The sequence below is a fragment of the Nostoc sp. genome, from assembly GCF_036919555.1.
GTDB lineage: Bacteria > Cyanobacteriota > Cyanobacteriia > Cyanobacteriales > Nostocaceae > Nostoc.
On record NZ_JBALCS010000008.1, the window covers coordinates 88170 to 106162 of the forward strand.

General features: G+C 44.2%; 16 protein-coding genes. 11 read left to right on the forward strand and 5 right to left on the reverse strand.

The features are described from left to right. Positions 1-84: 84 nt before the first annotated feature. Positions 85-1044, reverse strand: coding sequence for a protochlorophyllide reductase (locus tag V7K36_RS03010; RefSeq protein WP_334832343.1), 960 nt, complete (start codon positions 1042-1044; stop codon positions 85-87). 191 nt (positions 1045-1235) lie between these two features. On the opposite strand from V7K36_RS03010, the gene V7K36_RS03015 reads away from it, so the two are divergent. Continuing rightward, a complete protein-coding gene (locus tag V7K36_RS03015) occupies positions 1236-2597 on the forward strand; it encodes a lipid-A-disaccharide synthase-related protein (RefSeq protein ID WP_335113075.1) in 1362 nt (453 codons plus the stop codon). Between the two features lie 71 nt (positions 2598-2668). Here V7K36_RS03015 and V7K36_RS03020 read toward each other — a convergent pair whose 3' ends face one another. Next, on the reverse strand, positions 2669-3391 hold the full coding sequence (locus tag V7K36_RS03020) for a response regulator transcription factor (protein ID WP_335113243.1): 723 nt from the start codon (positions 3389-3391) through the stop codon (positions 2669-2671). A 298-nt stretch (positions 3392-3689) separates the two neighbouring features. Here V7K36_RS03020 and V7K36_RS03025 point away from each other — a divergent pair, with 298 nt between their 5' ends. The 3 genes from V7K36_RS03025 to V7K36_RS03035 all read left to right on the forward strand — a co-directional run bounded on the left by V7K36_RS03025 (position 3690) and on the right by V7K36_RS03035 (position 7107). Continuing rightward, positions 3690-3938, forward strand: a complete 249-nt coding sequence (locus V7K36_RS03025) for a hypothetical protein (RefSeq protein WP_335113077.1) — start codon at positions 3690-3692, stop codon at positions 3936-3938. A 674-nt stretch (positions 3939-4612) separates the two neighbouring features. Further along, a complete protein-coding gene (locus tag V7K36_RS03030; protein WP_335113079.1) occupies positions 4613-5944 on the forward strand; it encodes an ATP-binding protein in 1332 nt (443 codons plus the stop codon). Between the two features lie 38 nt (positions 5945-5982). Then, positions 5983-7107, forward strand: coding sequence for a hybrid sensor histidine kinase/response regulator (locus V7K36_RS03035; protein WP_335113081.1), 1125 nt, complete (start codon positions 5983-5985; stop codon positions 7105-7107). 743 nt (positions 7108-7850) lie between these two features. On the opposite strand, the gene V7K36_RS03040 is transcribed toward V7K36_RS03035, so the two are convergent. Both V7K36_RS03040 and V7K36_RS03045 read right to left on the reverse strand, forming a co-directional pair. Continuing rightward, a complete protein-coding gene (locus V7K36_RS03040; RefSeq protein ID WP_335113083.1) occupies positions 7851-8147 on the reverse strand; it encodes an RtcB family protein in 297 nt (98 codons plus the stop codon). Further along, entirely contained in the window at positions 8137-8856 is a 720-nt protein-coding gene (locus tag V7K36_RS03045; RefSeq protein WP_335113085.1) for an RtcB family protein, read from the reverse strand. Before V7K36_RS03045 ends, V7K36_RS03040 begins: the two co-directional genes overlap by 11 nt. Before the next feature lie 379 nt (positions 8857-9235). Here V7K36_RS03045 and V7K36_RS03050 point away from each other — a divergent pair, with 379 nt between their 5' ends. From V7K36_RS03050 to V7K36_RS03060, 3 genes are all read left to right on the forward strand, one after another. Next, entirely contained in the window at positions 9236-9430 is a 195-nt protein-coding gene (locus tag V7K36_RS03050) for a heavy-metal-associated domain-containing protein (protein ID WP_334832436.1), read from the forward strand. A 195-nt stretch (positions 9431-9625) separates the two neighbouring features. Then, entirely contained in the window at positions 9626-11941 is a 2316-nt protein-coding gene (locus V7K36_RS03055) for a heavy metal translocating P-type ATPase (protein WP_335113087.1), read from the forward strand. 19 nt (positions 11942-11960) lie between these two features. Next, positions 11961-12188 carry a hypothetical protein gene (locus V7K36_RS03060; RefSeq protein ID WP_335113089.1) on the forward strand — a complete coding sequence of 76 codons (228 nt, stop codon included), beginning with the start codon at positions 11961-11963 and terminating at the stop codon, positions 12186-12188. A gap of 134 nt (positions 12189-12322) precedes the next feature. Here V7K36_RS03060 and V7K36_RS03065 read toward each other — a convergent pair whose 3' ends face one another. Next, positions 12323-12760: a heavy metal-responsive transcriptional regulator gene (locus V7K36_RS03065; protein ID WP_335113091.1), complete on the reverse strand. Its 438-nt coding sequence runs from the start codon at positions 12758-12760 to the stop codon at positions 12323-12325. Positions 12761-13114: 354 nt separating this feature from the next. Here V7K36_RS03065 and V7K36_RS03070 point away from each other — a divergent pair, with 354 nt between their 5' ends. From V7K36_RS03070 to fabD, 4 genes are all read left to right on the forward strand, one after another. After that, the gene (locus V7K36_RS03070) at positions 13115-14596 is read left to right on the forward strand and encodes a leucyl aminopeptidase (protein ID WP_335113093.1); all 1482 of its coding nucleotides are present in this window, start codon (positions 13115-13117) and stop codon (positions 14594-14596) included. 194 nt (positions 14597-14790) lie between these two features. After that, entirely contained in the window at positions 14791-15813 is a 1023-nt protein-coding gene (gene plsX, locus V7K36_RS03075; protein ID WP_335113095.1) for a phosphate acyltransferase PlsX, read from the forward strand. Positions 15814-16029: 216 nt separating this feature from the next. Then, positions 16030-17022 (forward strand): beta-ketoacyl-ACP synthase 3, encoded by a 993-nt coding sequence (locus V7K36_RS03080; protein ID WP_335113097.1) that lies wholly within the window; start codon positions 16030-16032, stop codon positions 17020-17022. Positions 17023-17110: 88 nt separating this feature from the next. Further along, a complete protein-coding gene (fabD, locus tag V7K36_RS03085) occupies positions 17111-17992 on the forward strand; it encodes an ACP S-malonyltransferase (RefSeq protein WP_335113099.1) in 882 nt (293 codons plus the stop codon). Position 17993: the final 1 nt, after the last annotated feature.

A 17993-nucleotide genomic window follows, 5' to 3' on the forward strand; every position in this document is an offset into this window, starting at 1 on the left:
AACTATAAATCAAGTCAGAGGTGACTTAAAATCACCTCAACCATTGCTTATATACACGCATAGTAACGCCAAGCCCTATGCCAATCACGCAAGTCCAACCAACTTGGCGCTTTGTTCCCACATCTGCTCGGCTTTTTCATCATCACGGGCTTGAGGAGAGACTTTTTGAACAAAAGACTTGCCATCTTTCTTCTGGCGATTTCCCCAACTCCAATAAACACCCGATTGATTATACTCAGGATCGGCAACCACAGCAGCAACCCGTTCTCCCGCCAACTCCTGAGACACATATCCCCCAGTGATGTACTTCTGGAATAATGGGAAGATTTTCTGAAACAGAGGATAGTGGTTTCGGAATAGCGGCGTTTCTGCAACACATCCCGGATAGAGAGAATTGAAGACGATACCGGTTGACTCGTGATAGCGCTGATGCAGTTCCCGCATAGTCAGCACGTTGCAAACCTTGCTATCTTTGTAAGCTTTGACTGGTTCAAATTTCTTACCATCAATCATCGAGATTGGCTCTTTAAACCCTTCTGTAAAGCCTTTCAGTTCGCCCAAGTCGGGACGCGGCGGAATCTTCCCACCCAACTCGTCTGGATTGTGAGTGACAGTTCCTAAAATGACGAGCCTTGGCTCTGAAGATGACTTCTTGAGATCCTCTAGCATCAGGTTGCACAATAGGAAATGTCCAAGGTGATTTGTTGCAACGCTTAACTCGTAGCCTTCTGGACTGCGTAACGGCTCCTTTATTAAGGGCATATAAATTGCGGCGTTGCACACCAAAGCATCTAGGGACTTTCCACTTGCTCGGAAGTTCTTCACAAACTGTCGAACGCTTTCCAATGAGCCAAGGTCGATATGTATGCTGGTATAACTATTGTAGGGAATTTCCACAGCTTGGGCAGCTTTTTGTGCCTTGGCTAAATCCCGACAGGCCAACACCACATACCATCCCCTTTCAGCAAGAGCTTTTGCAGCATACAAACCCACGCCCGAAGAGGCACCCGTAATTACAACCGTTGGCTTCTGATGGTGTTCCATTCTATTCAGCTTTTATTGACTGTCTCTAGGATCTCACACCAGTGAGTTTTACCAACTATTTTTGTCAACTTTAGGAAAATATTACTTTGGCCGCTTAATCTTGTCATCAAAAGTTTCCGAAAGTTCCCGATTAGGAAAACCATTCACAGTGTAGCCCAAGCGATCGCTGTTAATTTTGATATTTTGTTTCTATGAGTAATCTATCTCGGTTATCCCTAGCTTCTAACTCACAAGCTGCAACTTCTGCTTTGCGGTTACTTGTATTAAGTAATGGTCATGGGGAAGATGTAATTGCAGTTCGGATTTTGCAAGAACTCCAACGACAATCAAACCCACCAGAAATCTTTGCTTTACCTTTGGTGGGTGAAGGACGTGCTTATCAACAGTTGGATATCCCTCTCATCGGTTCAGTCCGCACTATGCCTTCTGGCGGCTTTATTTATATGGATGGACGCCAATTAGCGCGGGATGTACGCGGTGGTTTATTGCAACTTACCCTCAGCCAGATTAAAGCTGTCCGCCGTTGGGTGAGTTCTCAAAAAAAATTAGGTAATAAAAGAGCGATTTTAGCTGTGGGAGATATTGTTCCCCTGTTGTTTGCAACTTTCAGTGGCGCTAATTATGCTTTTGTGGGTACAGCGAAATCTGAATATTATGTGCGGGATGAAGCTGGATTATTACCACGGAAATCTAAAGATGCGCGTTGGGAAAACTTTTCCGGTTCAGTTTACCATCCTTGGGAACGTTGGTTGATGAGTCGTCGCCGTTGTCAGGCGGTGTTTCCTAGAGATGCGCTGACGACGGAAATATTAAAACAATGGCCAATTCCAGCTTTTAATTTGGGTAATCCCATGATGGATGGTCTAGAACCGACGTTTTCACGCCAACAATTCTATAGTCAGGATAGCCAACAGCAAGAGACAGTTCGGCCTTTAATGGTGACTCTTCTTCCTGGTTCCCGTCCGCCAGAGGCATACGCTAACTGGGAAACAATTATGATTGCCGTATCTGCTTTGATGGCAAGTTTCCAGGAGCGAGATTCGGTGTTTTACACTTCTGGCACAGTAGTATTTTTAGGTGCGATCGCTTCTAGTTTAGACTCTCATATTTTATCCCAAAGTCTGCAATCCCAAGGCTGGCGAACTGAATCAGCATCTCCTATCCAACTTCACGATCCAAATGTCTTGACATTTAAACAAAGAAATGTGTATCTACTGCTGACACAACAAGCCTATAATGATTGCTTGCATTTGGGAGATTTAGCGATCGCAATGGCAGGTACAGCCACAGAACAGTTTATCGGTTTAGGGAAACCTGCGATCGCGATTCCCGGTAATGGGCCACAATATAACCCTGCCTTTGCTGAAGCTCAAAGTCGTCATTTAGGCTCATCTTTGATTTTAGTCGAGCAGCCAGCAGAAGTTGCCAAGATCGTCCAGTCCCTCTTCAAAGATCCTGATATTTTGCAAATTATTGCGGAAAATGGTCTGCGACGCATGGGTAAATCTGGAGCCGCACTACGCATTGCAGAATGTTTACAGGAACGATTTTGAATGGGCATTGGGCATTGGTTAATCTTCCTCACTCCCTCATTCAGCACTCCTCACTCAGCACTCCTCACTCCTCAAGCCACCAACCCAGAACGTAGCGCCCTCACAGCAGCTTGAGTCCGGTCATCGGCACACAGTTTATTTAGAATATTGCGAACATGGGTTTTTACAGTACCAACTGTAATGTAGAGTTTCTCCGCAATTTGCCCATTGCTACACCCAGCTACAATCAACTCTAGGATTTCCAATTCCCGTTGAGTCAGGGGGTATGTTTCCAAAACTTGCTCGTATTCTGACGCTAGCGCCTCAATTTTTACAGTCTTCGGCTTCTCAGAATTTTGGCTCTCTCCAGGAATACCTTGGCGCATCTTCCGCAATACCACGTTGGCAATTGCCGGATCAATCCAAGAGTTACCGGCGTGAGTTGCTTGTATTGCCTCCGTTAATTTACTGATACTTGTTTCTTTCATATAATAAGAATCAGCACCCGCCGCAAAGGCTGCAAGTACAGCATCCTCTGTATGATCCATTGTCAGGATCAGAATCTTTGTAGTCGATTGCCCAGTTTCAGCTTGGTAGCGTTTGAATTTACGGGTCAGTTCGATGCCATCCATGTCAGGCAAGCCGATATCTACAACAGCTACATCTGGCTTTGCCGTTTCTAAAAGTTTTAATCCTTGGGTAGCATTTGCCGCTTCGCCAATTACTTTCAATGCACTGTGAGACTGTAATGCTGCTCGTAGCCCCATTCGCGTTAAGTCGTGATCTTCAATTAAAATAATGCTAATTTCATTCATCGCTACACTCACTCTTTCGCTGTTTGGCTCTTTCAATATCTTACCTTTTGTAAGTGCTATTTCTTATTTTCCCATACCAAAGATAGATGATATTTTCACAAGTCTGCATCCACCGAGAGAAATAATAAATACCCGATTTTTGGATATTTCGATAGAGGACAAATCTAGCTGGAGATATATGGATACTTGCACAAAAAGTATGAAATATTGAAACGAATCCCAAATTGTTCCCCCTTGCTTAGAATTCAGCTTTGAGTTGGTATGTTCCATTAGTTAATTCTGTATAAAGCTGATAAAAATGGACAAATTACAAAAGGTCAAAGTTCCCTTACGAGAAAGTGAACAATGGTTTCGAATGATTTTTAAACAAACTTTTGGATTCATCGGATTGATGGAGCCAATAAGAATCCTTATGGAAGGGAATCAGACAGCATTAAAATTTGGTGGAATCGTCAGCAGTCAAGTAATTTGTTGTGCTTTGGGGAAAGCTTATTGGTCTGACTTTTCACAGGATATGTTGGTTTCGCCCTCTTCTTTTCCACAATAACGTGAAAAGTCAGGCTCGATGGTAATTCTTTCTAAAGTTCAAGGCAATTCTTGGTAATTTTCGCAACAGTGCAAGTCCGCGATCGCTAGGAAAATAGTAACATAGGTCTGGCGCTCGTTAAGAAAATTGTCGAAATTCCAGGAGGTAGGATTACTTCAGATTCACAAATAGTTATAGGCAGTACTTTCTTTTTCATCTGGTCTAAGCAATCTGATGGGTAAAACCGCTCAAGCTTATGGTACATGATAATCGTGTGCAACTCTCACCAAGGGCTGACGACGGTCGCTTGCTCACTCATTTATAATTGTTTTAAGCTTAAGTAAAGTATTTTATTTTACTTTATATCTAGCTCTGTTTACTGGATTGAGATCCATAGCTTTCGGTTTGTTAATTGCTAATTTTTTGAAAGCCATTGGTCATTTGCTAAGAGTTTAATTTCAATACTCTGGTAAATTAACTAGATTCAGGATACAACAGACTGAATTTACCTTTGACCTTTCCTAACTTTGTGGAGATAATCACAACGCTCAACAAGTATTGGATATTGTGCGAAGTGCCTTAATCAATCAAGTTACAGATTTTAGATGTCCGAAAATCATATATTATTTAGTTGGATAATCTGAAAAAAGAAATGTTATACATCAACCTATGTTTGGTGGCGAAAATAAAACACGATGGAAGAGACGCTGAAAATTTTGGTTGTAGACGCTGACGAAATAGACCGGATGGCAGTCCGTTCTGCCCTGACTAAAGCAGGTGTTCAAATGGAACTGTCTGAAGTAAGCGATGGCAATCATGCGTTTTCTGCCTTAAGCACTACTGCCTATGATTGTGTTTTCCTCAACTATCACTTACTAAACCAGGATGCACTAACCTTGATTCAACAGCTACGTTCTTCAGAAATTAAAGTTCCTTTAATAGTCTTAACTGATCAAAGAGATGAAGAAATTGCTGTTCAATTATTGAAAGCTGGTGCCACAGACTATCTCTCTAAATCTAGGATATCTCCAGAAAACTTGACACAAGTTTTGCGGAGTGCGATTCGGGTTTATCGGGCTGAAATGCAGGCAGCTTTAGCAACCCAGCAGCTCAGAGAAACTCATGAACAACTCATTCGTAAGAACCAAGAATTGGAGAGACAACAGCAATGCATTCAAATGCAAAACTTCAACCTATTGGAGGCATCAAAGCTAAAATCAGATTTTTTGGCAACTATGTCCCACGAACTCAGAACGCCGATGAATGCGATTATTGGTTTTTCGCAAATACTGCTGCGTCCCAAGTTCACTCAACTAACGCACCAGCAAGCAGATATGATTGAGCGCATCTTGAATAATGGCAAGCATTTACTGATGCTAGTCAACGAAGTTCTCGATTTTTCCAAGCTGGAGGCAGGACGATTAGACTTAAAGGCGGAAATATTTGATCTATCAAAGGTAATAAATCTCGCAGTTGGTGAATTGCGTTCCCTAGCTGATGCCAAAAATCTATCATTGTTCGTGCAAACGGATTTGCAAAATACTTTGGTATTTAATGATCCGATTCGTATCAAACAGATTTTAATGAATTTGCTCTCCAACGCCATTAAGTTCACCGAGTCTGGTGAGATTTGGGTTGAGGTTAAGGAGCTAGCTGAAAATCGAGTGGTAATTCAGGTTGGGGATACAGGTATTGGCATAGCACCCATAAATTTTAAACGTATTTTTGAAGCATTTCGGCAAGTAGATCAAACTATCACTCGCAAATATCCAGGTACAGGTTTGGGTTTGGCAATTATAGATTCACTGGTACGAATGATGGGCGGCAAAATTTTTCTTGAGAGCAAATTGGGGATCGGTTCAATGTTTAAAATTGAATTGCCACGTCAAATCACACTATCGAATGTAGCAACCAATGCTCCAGCTTCACAGTTAGATGCTGACGGGGTTTTTTGCTCTGCTAAAAATCATCATTCATCTTTTCAAGCCAGTAAAGCATCAATAGGATATCCGAAATTTAAACTATAAATTAGTTCCAAAAAGAAACTGATAAAAGTTGATAAATCATGTCTGAAGTTGAAGATAATAAAATTTATCGTATCCTCGCCGTTGACGATATTCAAGATAATCTCATTTTAGTTCAAGCAATTTTAGAAAGTGAAGGGCATGAAATTGATTTGGCTTCAGATGGAATAAAGGCTTTGCGGAAAATTGAACAATCTCCACCCGATCTGATTCTGTTAGATGTGATGATGCCGGGAATAGATGGTTATGAAGTCACACGTCGGATTCGGAAGAACCCTGCAATCTCTTATATTCCAATTCTGCTGATTACTGCCTTTCACGAATCCAGCGTTGTCCAAGGTTTGGATGCTGGTGCTGACGATTTTATTCGCAAACCATTTGATACTGATGAACTACTGGCAAGAGTGCGATCGCTGTTGCGTCTCAAGCACAGTCTGGACGAACAGCAAAAAATGGCCCGCCAACGGGAAGATTTTGTTTCTCGTCTGACTCATGATTTGCGAACTCCCCTAGTAGCTGCCGATCGCATGTTGAGTTTATTTGAGATGGAAACATTCTGCAAAATTTCGCCGGAAATGAAACAGGCGATCGCAGTCATGATTCGCAGTAACCAAAATTTGATGGACATGGTGAATACCCTCTTAGAAGTCTATCGCTTCGAGGCAGGTAAAAAAACGTTGAATTGGGAGATATGCAATTTACGTGAGATATCTCAAGAAGTAGTGAGCGAACTAAGTCCTTTAACTAGTGAAAAAGGCTTGACACTAGAAATAGATACCCGTGAATTAGAACCACTGAGTAATAATGCTGGTATTATTATGGGCGATCGCTTGGAACTACGGCGGGTACTAAACAACTTGATCGCAAATGCCATCAAATTTACAGATATAGGAGGTATAACAATCCGCATTTGGGAAACATCACCTCATCCAGTAAATCCAGATTTGGTAACAATTGAGGTACAAGATACAGGATATGGGATTGCGCCAGAAGATCAGGCAACAATTTTCGAGCGATTTCGCCAAGGTAGAAATAAACGGTCAGGTAGTGGCTTAGGATTACATCTATCCCACCGGATTGTCGAAGCGCACGCCGGAACTATCGAGGTGTCCTCTGAAATAGGTAAAGGTAGTCTGTTCACTGTGCAACTACCTAAAAACACTTAAGTTTTTCTGCTTTACCTTCATCAAATGAAGAGAAAGAAGCGTAGGCGTAGCCCGTACTTCGACAAAGCTCAGTGATCTCGCTCTTATCTATGATGCTAGGTAAATTCCTATCTAAACCAAGTTGCCAAAGTTAGTATTGTTTAGAATCCAAGCGCTGCTCGACTAGCTTTCAACGCTACGGGGTAGAAAGGAGATTATGGGGATTGGGCGATTGATTGAATACGACGGGCTGAGGGTGCTTTTAAGCCATTCTTACTTGATGATTTCATCACCACCAAGGACAGTATCTTTTAACAATAAAGTTGACTGTAGGGTTATCCAATAAAATACCAGAGGATGTTTGAAAAGTCGTAAAGTATACCAAAAACCCCGCTTCCATTCCTCTCTCCGCTTCGGCGAGAGTCTTTGAAACCCCCATTCCCTTGTAGGGAAGGGGGGCTAGGGGGGTTAGGTTCCTGATACTTTGATGTTACCAAAAATACTTTTCAAACATCCTCTAACTATAGCACTCCGATTTGATTTCTGAAAACATACTGAGACTGAAAAACCCGCTTGTTCAGGGTTTTATCTGAAATATTGTTCAAAAATCAGATATGAGTCCTATAGCTCATTGCAAAATAATCATCAATCTTATGTGGTAATTGCATTAATAGGGATTTACCATAGCTTCACAGATGCAATTCTAATATCAGGGAATAAAGATGGATGCCCCTGGCGTTGACCAGGGGCTTTTTATTTAGCAGCTACGCCTTAAATGTCAACACCGGACTCAATCGCGCCACAATATCCACCATTTCTGCCTCAACCTGGACATCAATCACAGACTGAATCGGTTTGTAGGCGGCGGGTGCTTCTTCAATTCGGCGTTCTTGACGCAGGGTAATGCAGTCTACCCCGGTTAATCCCAGTTCAGCCTCACTTTCAGATGCACCTTTGCGATTGAGGTCGAAGCGAGAACGAATTCTTCCCGCCCCATGTGAAGCAGAATTACAAAATGCTGGATTGCCTTTACCTACCATCAGATAAGAATCAGCACCCATTGAACCAGGGATAATCACTGGTTGCCCTAAATGGGCGGGACAAAGGCGCAAGTTTCCAGTCACCATCCATTGAACCACCTAAGAAGATGCGATCGCTCTCTTGGGCAAGTTGTTGCAAATCAGACTTGACTACACTCCCGGTAGGCTGATTTAGCATCGCATCCAGCCAACCAGGAACTCCGTACTGAAATAGCGATCGCATTGTCTGAGCAGTCATCGTCACATCAGGCGTACCGAAGAAGTAATCCCCCTTCATCTTTTCTACGAATTGGTCACGCTTTGCCAGAAATTCCTCAATTGTCAAATCAACAACATGGAGGCGCATCCCACAATTGATGTCAGAACCGACAGCGCCAGGGATGACTTGACCCACAGTTTCCACAATTGAACCAATGGCAACACCCGCATCACCTGGATGAAAGTCAGGCGTAGCACAGGCATGACACACGCATCCACCTGATGGGTGGCGGACGCTTGCCAAATTCGCTAACTGCTTGAGTGCCTTAGCTTCAATGGGGAAGCCTTCTGGCAGTAGCACTTCTGCTACAGGCGCATCAGGAGAATTAACTAGACGGACAGAATAAGTGCGTAGACGCGTTCGCGGAGCGTCTCGTAGAGAAGCGGCTTGTCGTGAGACATCGCTGTAACTTACATCCAAACCCTGCCGCTCTAAAGCACGCAAGAGACGTTTTAAATTTTTTGGCTGCATGAAAACTCCAAATAGAGCCTTAAAAAAGACTCTTTGTTGTGAAGAGAGTAGGAGACTTGGGTTCAGCAGCCGCGTCTCAGGTGTAATTTTCCCAGAACTGTGGGGAAAACAACAGGTTATATAGCCTTCATAACATACACTTGCATCGGAAGACAAGTGGTTTGTAGTATTTTGTATTTTTAGCGATTTCTGTACTACGTCTGTAAAGAAATTTGAAGTTTAGCGAAAAACTTTTAAAATTCTCTAGACTCTCCAGCCGGCTAGAGAGTCTAGGATGAATTCAAGGCGACTTTCTTTCCAGTTATTTCTGACTGTTTACGGTTGTCCCTCAGTCATCCAGTTTGGTCTGGCTAAGTTATTTATTTTATCCCGTAAATCTATGACTCTCCAACTCACAGTTCCCAACATGGCTTGCTCTGTATGTGCAAGCACCATCACCAAAGCACTTCAGGCAGTCGATGCCAATGCTAGCATTCAGGCTGATCCAACAACCAAGCTTGTCAGTGTAGAAACTCAAGCATCAGAAACAACAATTAAGGAAGCGTTGGCTGCTGCTGGCTATCCAGTTGCTTAATAGACTTCTTGCATAAATCAGAAATAAGAACCCCACCCCGCCAAAGCTACGCTTTGTCTCCCTGCCCCTAATCCCCAGAGGGGGCCCCGAGTTCCCCGCTCTTCGAGAGGGGATTAAGGCTGGGGTGTTTGGGACTTTTGCAAGAGGTCTAATGTTTAAGATCCTGCCACACCAATTACAGGGGTTCATCTAGTTATGGATACTCTCACACTCAAACTTCGAGGCATGAGTTGTGCCGCTTGCGCCACTAACATCGAAAAGGCAATTCGCTCTGTTTCTGGGGTAATTGACTGCAACGTTAACTTTGGAGCAGAACAAGCCACCATCAAGTACGATCGCTCTCTAGCCAGTTTAGAGAAAATTCAAACTGCGATCGCATCTGCGGGATACTCTTCCGACTCACTCGCAGAAGAAATACTCTCCGAAGAAGATGATGACGAGAAAGCGAATAGGCAAGCATTACAACGCAAACTCTCTCTCAAGGTAGTGGTGGGAGGTGTAATCAGCATTTTCCTATTTTTGGGGTCGTTCCCCATGATGACTGGGCTGAACTTGCCCTTAATTCCAAGCTTTCTGCAAAATCCTTGGATACAGTTAGTGCTGACAACACCTGTCATATTCTGGTGTGGCGGATCTTTTTACCGGAATGGCTGGAAAACCCTGAAGCGCCATACGGCGACGATGGACACGCTGATTGCTTTGGGCACAAGTGCAGCGTATCTATATTCTTTGTTTGTGACTGTTTTGCCGAAATTTTTTATTGCTCAAGGCTTAATACCTCATGTTTATTATGAAGTTGCCGCGATCGTCATTACCTTAATTTTATTGGGGCGGTTATTGGAAAATCGCGCTAGGGGGCAAACTTCTGAAGCTATCCGCAAACTCATTGGACTGCAAGCCAGAGATGCCAGAGTCATCCGTGATGGTAAGGAAATTGATGTTCCCATCGCCGAAGTCAGAATCAACGATGTAATTTTGGTACGTCCTGGTGAAAAGATTCCCGTAGATGGCGAAGTGATTACAGGCGCTTCGACGGTAGATGAAGCGATGGTGACAGGTGAAAGTTTGCCCGTCAAAAAGCAGCCAGGAGATGAGGTGATTGGGGCGACGATTAACGGTACGGGTGCATTTCAGTTTCGGGTAACACGAGTCGGAAATGATACCTTTTTGGCTCAAATCGTCAAACTAGTGCAACAAGCGCAAGGTTCTAAAGCACCAATTCAGCGCTTGGCAGATCAAGTGACAGGATGGTTTGTACCAGCTGTGATGGCGATCGCGATCGCCACTTTCGTAATTTGGTTTAATTTCACGGGCAACCTCACCCTAGCAACAACGACAACGGTAGGTGTACTGATTATCGCTTGTCCTTGTGCTTTGGGTTTAGCTACCCCCACATCTGTAATGGTGGGGACGGGCAAAGGTGCAGAAAATGGCATTTTGATTAAAGGCGCGGACAGCTTAGAACTAGCACACAAAATTAAAACCATCGTCCTAGATAAAACTGGCACTTTGACTCAGGGGAAACCTACAGTTACAGACTTTGTGACTGTCAAGGGCACAGCTAATGGTAATGAAATCAAGCTTTTACAGTTAGCAGCAACGGTGGAACACAATTCTGAGCATCCCTTAGCTGAAGCGGTTGTAAAATACGCTCAGTCTCAAGAAGTGAGTTTAACAGAGGCCAAGAACTTCGTAGCGATCGCAGGTAGTGGTGTGCAAGCAGTTGTTTCAAATCAGCTTGTGCAAATTGGTACACAACGCTGGTTAACAGAACTTGGAATTAACACCATAACTCTCCAGCAGTATAAAGATGCCTGGGAAACTGCTGGTAAAACAGTCATTTTGATTGCTGTAGATAGCGAACTACAAGGAATAATGAGTATTGCCGATGCCCTGAAACCTTCATCAACAGCAGTAGTGAAAGCCTTACAGAAGTTAGGTTTAGAAGTAGTAATGCTTACCGGAGATAATCGTAAAACTGCTGATGCGATCGCTCTACAAGTTGGCATCCAGCGAATCTTTGCCGAAGTGCGTCCAGATCAAAAGGCGGCGATTATCCAATCTCTGCAAGGGGAGCAGAGGAGCAGAGGAGCAAGGGGAGAGAATTCTCGTAAATTCTCACTCAAAACTCAGCACTCAATTGTCGCAATGGTTGGTGATGGCATAAATGATGCACCAGCCCTAGCCCAAGCTGATGTGGGAATTGCTATTGGGACAGGAACAGATGTGGCGATCGCAGCTAGCGATATCACCCTAATTTCTGGAGATTTACAAGGAATTGTTACAGCTATTCAACTTAGTCGCGCCACGATCAATAACATCAGGCAAAATCTCTTCTTTGCCTTTATTTACAACGTCATTGGTATTCCCATTGCGGCTGGGATTCTGTTCCCCATCTTTGGTTGGTTACTCAATCCAATTATCGCCGGGGCTGCGATGGCTCTTTCTTCGCTCTCTGTTGTTAGCAATGCTCTAAGATTGCGTAACTTTCAACCAAAAACTATCTCATAATTGCAGGTTAATTTAGCAAATGTTCAGTAAAAAAATCCTTTGGGGAAGTCTTACAGCTTTAGTGCTGCTCACTGGAACATCAGGTGTAACATTAGCAGAAATACCAGCCCATTCGTCAGAGCAAACCAGCCAATTTCAACGCATTGAGCAACCTTTGGGCTTGAAAGTTGGTGTTGCGATCGGTGGTTTAGCATTAATTGGACTAGAGTTGTGGTGGTTTCTTCTCTACAAAAGTTCTGAGTCCTAAATTCGTAGCAAATTCTCTACGTTCCTCTGCGCTTCCCTTGGCGCGACGGCAGTCGCTACAACGGGGGGAACCCCCGCAACGCGCTGCCTCTCCTTTGCGTTTAAATTTCAACCCTCAATTCGCCACAAGCCCACTTACACCTGACTCCTACTGAAAGTTTTATTTTGAATGATCGGACAAATTGTATCCTCATGGTGGTCGCCGATATTCTTCCAGCCTGAAAGTAATCCCATTATTTCAGAACGTAAAGTTAACAACTGATCAATTTGTTGATCAATCTGCAACACCTTATCTTCGAGCTTTTCTTTGATTTCACCACAGGGAGCTTGTCCTTGGTCATAAACCTGAAGAATATTTCCAATTTCTTCTAGGCTAAGACCAAGATTTTGTGCCCTTTTAATGAATGCTAGACGAGTTAGCACATCCAATGAAAACTGGCGAAAGCCTCCCTCTGTTCGTCTTGACGATTTAATTATGCCTAAACTCTCGTAATAACGAATTGTCCTGATGGGGATTCCGCTTAAATCTGTTACCTGACCAATTAAAAGCAGTTTTTTATCTTGAGTTAACACGGTAGATTTTCCCAAATCTTGTAATTATATTATCGAACGAGTATCAAAGACTCGTTAACGGAATTCTGAGCCTCATTCACGAGTATCAAAGACTCGTTAACGAGTCCTATTTATACCAATTTGCTAAATTATAGCTAGTGCCCTCTGCTCGAGAGCATCTCAATGAGTGTAAAAAGCCTTGTAAAACCTCACCCCAACCCTCTCCTTGGTAAGGAGAGGGAGCAAGAATCTTGTTTCTCATCTGGTATATTTGCAAAACTGAGATGTTCCCCTTTGCTCTGCATCTCCCTCACCATGAAACAAGAATTTTAAGCAATACTGGTACAAGAAGGAATATTTACACAAAATCCCAACATGACAATTCAACCTAGTGATAAGCCTTTGCTAGAGTGGGCAGGCGATAGTTTGGCAATTGGATTATTTGAAGATTCAGTAGAGCTAACCGGAGAACTCGCAACTTTAGATCAAAAGTTTTCTGGAGTCTTAAAAGAACTGATTGCTGAAGAAGAATTTAAAGGTAAAGCCAACAGTACAATTTTCACCCGTGTAAATGCTGGTAGCCCAGTGCGTAAATTGATTTTGGTAGGTTTAGGAAAACCAGAAGCACTAAAACTAGACACTTTGCGCCGCGCTGCTGCTGCTGTAGCCAGAGTAGGAAACAAGCAAAAAAGCAAAATTCTGGGATTTAGTTTTCCATTATGGAACAACGATCCAGCAGCAAGTGCCCAAGCGATCGTAGAAGGTGTCGAATTGGCGCTTTACCAAGATATTCGGTTTAAATCAGAACCAGAAGAGAACGGTTCACAAATAGAAACCGTCGATTTACTCGGTTTCGGTGGACAAGAAGCAGCCATCGCCCGCGCCAATCAAATCGTTTCCGGGGTAATCTTGGCACGGCAGTTAGTAGCCGCACCAGCTAACGCAGTCACACCAATTACTTTGGCAGAAACTGCTGTTGCGATCGCAAAGGAACATGGTTTACAACTGCAAATTCTGGAACGGGAAGATTGTGAAAAGTTGGGCATGGGTGCTTTTTTAGGAGTAGCCCAAGCTTCCGATTTGCCACCTAAATTCATTCACTTGACTTACAAGCCAGAAGGTACACCCAAAAAGAAACTAGCAATTATTGGCAAAGGTTTAACCTTCGACTCCGGCGGACTCAACATTAAAGGTGCTGGTAGCGGCATCGAAACCATGAAAATTGACATGGGCGGTGCAGCTGCAATCTTGGGTGCAGCAAAAGCCATTGCTCAAATTAAGCCAGATTCGGAAGTTCACTTTATCTCGGCTGTGACTGAGAACATGATTAGCGGTCGCGCCATGCACCCTGGAGACGTTCTTACAGCATCAAACGGCAAAACAATCGAAGTGAACAACACCGATGCTGAAGGACGTTTAACCCTAGCAGATGCCTTAGTTTATGCCGACAAATTAGGCTTGGATGCGATCGTGGATTTAGCCACCCTAACTGGTGCCAACCTCATTGCCTTGGGTGAGGATATTGCTGGTTTATATACTCCCGATGATGCTGTCGCTTCCCAGCTAGAGAAAGCTGCCCAAACTTCAGGGGAAAAGATTTGGCGGATGCCAATGGAAGAAAAATATTTTGAAGGGCTAAAGTCTGGTATTGCGGACATGAAGAATACAGGGCCTCGTCCAGGTGGTGCAATTACCGCCGCCCTTTTCCTTAAGCAATTTGTCAAAGAAACCCCTTGGGCACACTTAGATATTGCTGGCCCAGTGTGGACAGATAAAGAAAATGGTTACAACGGCGCAGGGGCAACCGGCTACGGCGTTCGGATGCTAGTTAATTGGGTAGTGGAGAGTGGGGAGTAGGGAGTGGGGAGTAGGGAGTAGGGAGTAGGGAGTAGCAGAGAATAACCCATGCCCAATGCCCAAATTCGTGCTATCTTGAGCTTGCCAGGAAAAATTGTTGCAATAGTAACAGAATTAATTTGGCGGTCAGAAAGTTAAGCTTTTTCGGCAAAGCCATCTGGTAAAATTTGTAAGGTTTCTAGAAGCTGTGAGCAATGGGATCGACTCGCGTAAGGATCGCAATTGACGCAATGGGAGGGGATCACGCACCCGGTGAAATCGTTGCTGGCGCACTGCGAGCACGGGAAGAACTGGGTGTAGATATATTATTGGTTGGTGATCCCCAACAAATAGAAGCTGCCTTGCCGCCAAAAACAAGTTTAAGGCAGGTGGAGATCGTAACTGCACAGGAAGCGATCGCAATGGATGAGGAGCCTTTAAACGCAGTTAGACGCAAACCCAAGGCTTCTATCAATGTGGCCATGGATTTGGTCAAGCAGCAGCAGGCAGATGCCGTATTTTCTGCCGGCCACTCTGGGGCAGCTATGGCATCAGCTTTGCTGCGCTTAGGACGATTGCCGGGAATTGACCGCCCAGCCATCGGGACAGTTTTTCCCACGATTATTGCTGGTAAGCCAGTGCTAGTGCTTGATGTCGGCGCGAATGTAGATTGCCGTCCCAAGTTTTTAGAGCAGTTTGGCGTCATGGGATCGGCCTACAGTCAGTATGTCTTGGGTACAACTGAACCAAAGGTGGGTTTGCTGAATATCGGTGAAGAAGACTCTAAGGGCAATGATGCCGCCGTCCGCGCCCACCAAATGCTCCGCGAAAATTCCCAAATTAATTTTATTGGCAATGCCGAAGGGCGTGATGTGCTTTCCGGTCGCTTTGATGTGATTGTTTGCGATGGCTTTGTCGGTAATGTATTGTTAAAATTTGCCGAAGCAGTCGGAGAAGTGATTTTGCAAATTCTGCGGGAAGAATTACCCCAAGGATTGCACGGTCAAATCGGTTCAGCACTCTTAAAACCAAACCTGAAGCGGGTTAAGCAGCGCATGGATCACGCCGAACACGGCGGCGCTTTGCTGTTAGGCGTGGCAGGAGTCTGTTTGATCGGTCACGGTAGTTCACAAGCACCTTCCATTTTTAATGCAATTCGCATGGCAAAAGAAGCCGTTGACAACCAGGTGATACAACGAATTCAGTCGCAATATATCCTAGAGCGCGAGAGCGGTTAGTCATTGGTCATTTGTCATTGGTCATTAGTTATTGGTCATTAGTTATTGGTCATTTGTCATTAGTTACGAGCGATAAAGAGAGAAGTCAAAAGCTCAGGCTTCCTTAGATTCAGAACTCCAAGGACAAATGACAAGGGACAAATGACAAGGGACAAAAGGCAAGGGACAAAAGGCAAGGGATAAAAGGCAAAAAGCTGATAGCTCAGGAGATTAGGAGTGCAAAATTTAGGCGTAGCAATTACCGGAAGTGGCTCGGCAGTACCAGCAACTTCCCTACACAACCAGATATTGACTGAACTAGTTGAAACATCAGACGAGTGGATAACTACAAGAACTGGAATTCGTCAACGACGATTAGCGCTGCCATCTGAGTCCTTGAGTGGACTCGCTACTGCCGCCAGCACTCAAGCGATCGCAGCTGCGGGAATTAAAGCAGAAGACCTAGACCTGATTCTGCTAGCGACTTCCACCCCTGATGATTTATTTGGTAGTGCTTGTCAAGTACAGGCTCAATTGGGAGCCACCAACGCAGTAGCTTTTGACTTGACAGCAGCCTGCTCCGGTTTTGTGTTTGGACTGGTTACAGCAGCCCAATACATTAGAACAGGTGTCTATAAAAACGTACTATTGATCGGGGCAGACATTCTCTCTCGCTGGGTAGATTGGCAAGATCGCCGCACTTGTGTATTGTTCGGTGATGGTGCAGGGGCAGTAGTATTGCAGGCTTCTAAAAGCGATCGCTTATTGGGATTTGCACTTAAAAGTGATGGCACTCAAAACCATCACCTCAATCTTGCCTACGCAGGCGTTTCCCAAGAACTGCTCGCCGGTGTAAATATCACCAAAGGCACTTATCAACCCATTACGATGAACGGCAAAGAAGTTTACCGCTTTGCTGTCCAAAAAGTGCCAGAAATCATTGATAAAGCCTTGTTTCAAGCCAACCTCAGTGTTGACCAAATAGATTGGCTGTTGTTGCATCAAGCCAATCAGCGAATTATCGATGCCGTTGCCCAACGCCTGAGTGTCCCAGAACATAAAGTGATCAGTAATCTCGCCCAGTACGGCAATACCTCTGCTGCTTCCATTCCCTTAGCTTTAGATGAAGCAGTGCGGCAAGGCAAAATTAAACCCAATGACATAGTTGCGGCATCCGGCTTTGGTGCCGGGCTTACCTGGGGCGCGGCAATTTTTCAATGGGGAAGGTGAATATTTTGTCCTTTGTCATTTGTCCTTTGTTAATGACCAATGACTAATGACCAATGACTAATGACTAATGACTAATGACCAATGACCAATGACTAAAACTGCATGGGTGTTTCCCGGACAAGGTTCCCAAGCGTTGGGAATGGGAATGGACTTATTAGATATACCCTCCGCTAAAAACAAATTTGCCCAAGCCGAGGAAATTTTGGGCTGGTCTGTAACAGAAATCTGTCAAAACGAAGAAGAAAAGTTATCACAGACGCTATACACCCAGCCAATTCTTTATGTGGTAGAAAGCATTCTTGCTGACCTTCTCCGAGAACGAGGACACCAGCCAGATTTAGTTGCTGGACACAGTTTGGGAGAATATACTGCCCTTTATATTGCGGGTGTCTTTGAGTGGTCGGCTGGTTTATATCTGGTGAAGCGTCGTGCAGAACTCATGGATAGTGCTGTCGGTGGGATGATGGCGGCTTTGATAAACTTTGACCATGAACAGTTGGAAAAAGTCATTGCCCAAACGCCTGATGTCGTACTAGCAAATGACAATAGCTCGACTCAGGTGGTAATTTCAGGCACGACTGAGGCTGTACAAGCGGCGCTGTCTCAAGTTAAAGCAAAGCGTGCTATTCCCCTAAAAGTTTCTGGAGCGTTTCACTCACATTTAATCGCACCAGCAGCTGCCCAATTCCAAGACATTCTAGAATCTGTAGAATTTCAGCCCGCGATTGTGCCAGTGTTGTCTAATGTCGAACCAATTCCATCTATTGATGCCGAGATTTTAAAGCAGCGCCTGAACAAACAAATGACTGGTTCGGTACGCTGGCGAGAAATTTGTCTGCAATTACCAGCTAACGGTATCCAGCGAGTAGTAGAAATTGGCCCTGGTAAAGTGCTAACTGGCTTGATTAAACGTAGTAGCCCTGACTTAATATTAGAAAACATCCAGAGTGCTGCTAATTTGCCTGTTTAAT

Bases quoted from the DNA above. Each gene is read 5' to 3' on its own strand.
- V7K36_RS03060 (WP_335113089.1), top strand. From the start codon at position 11,961: ATGTTCAGTAAAAAAATCCTTTGGGGAAGTCTTACAGCTTTAGTGCTG.
- V7K36_RS03030 (WP_335113079.1), top strand. From the start codon at position 4,613: ATGGAAGAGACGCTGAAAATTTTGGTTGTAGACGCTGACGAAATAGAC.
- V7K36_RS03050 (WP_334832436.1), top strand. From the start codon at position 9,236: ATGACTCTCCAACTCACAGTTCCCAACATGGCTTGCTCTGTATGTGCA.
- V7K36_RS03025 (WP_335113077.1), top strand. From the start codon at position 3,690: ATGGACAAATTACAAAAGGTCAAAGTTCCCTTACGAGAAAGTGAACAA.
- fabD (WP_335113099.1), top strand. From the start codon at position 17,111: ATGACTAAAACTGCATGGGTGTTTCCCGGACAAGGTTCCCAAGCGTTG.
- V7K36_RS03055 (WP_335113087.1), top strand. From the start codon at position 9,626: ATGGATACTCTCACACTCAAACTTCGAGGCATGAGTTGTGCCGCTTGC.
- V7K36_RS03070 (WP_335113093.1), top strand. From the start codon at position 13,115: ATGACAATTCAACCTAGTGATAAGCCTTTGCTAGAGTGGGCAGGCGAT.
- V7K36_RS03040 (WP_335113083.1), bottom strand. From the start codon at position 8,147: ATGGGTGCTGATTCTTATCTGATGGTAGGTAAAGGCAATCCAGCATTT.
- V7K36_RS03020 (WP_335113243.1), bottom strand. From the start codon at position 3,391: ATGAATGAAATTAGCATTATTTTAATTGAAGATCACGACTTAACGCGA.
- V7K36_RS03010 (WP_334832343.1), bottom strand. From the start codon at position 1,044: ATGGAACACCATCAGAAGCCAACGGTTGTAATTACGGGTGCCTCTTCG.
- V7K36_RS03035 (WP_335113081.1), top strand. From the start codon at position 5,983: ATGTCTGAAGTTGAAGATAATAAAATTTATCGTATCCTCGCCGTTGAC.
- V7K36_RS03045 (WP_335113085.1), bottom strand. From the start codon at position 8,856: ATGCAGCCAAAAAATTTAAAACGTCTCTTGCGTGCTTTAGAGCGGCAG.
- plsX (WP_335113095.1), top strand. From the start codon at position 14,791: ATGGGATCGACTCGCGTAAGGATCGCAATTGACGCAATGGGAGGGGAT.
- V7K36_RS03015 (WP_335113075.1), top strand. From the start codon at position 1,236: ATGAGTAATCTATCTCGGTTATCCCTAGCTTCTAACTCACAAGCTGCA.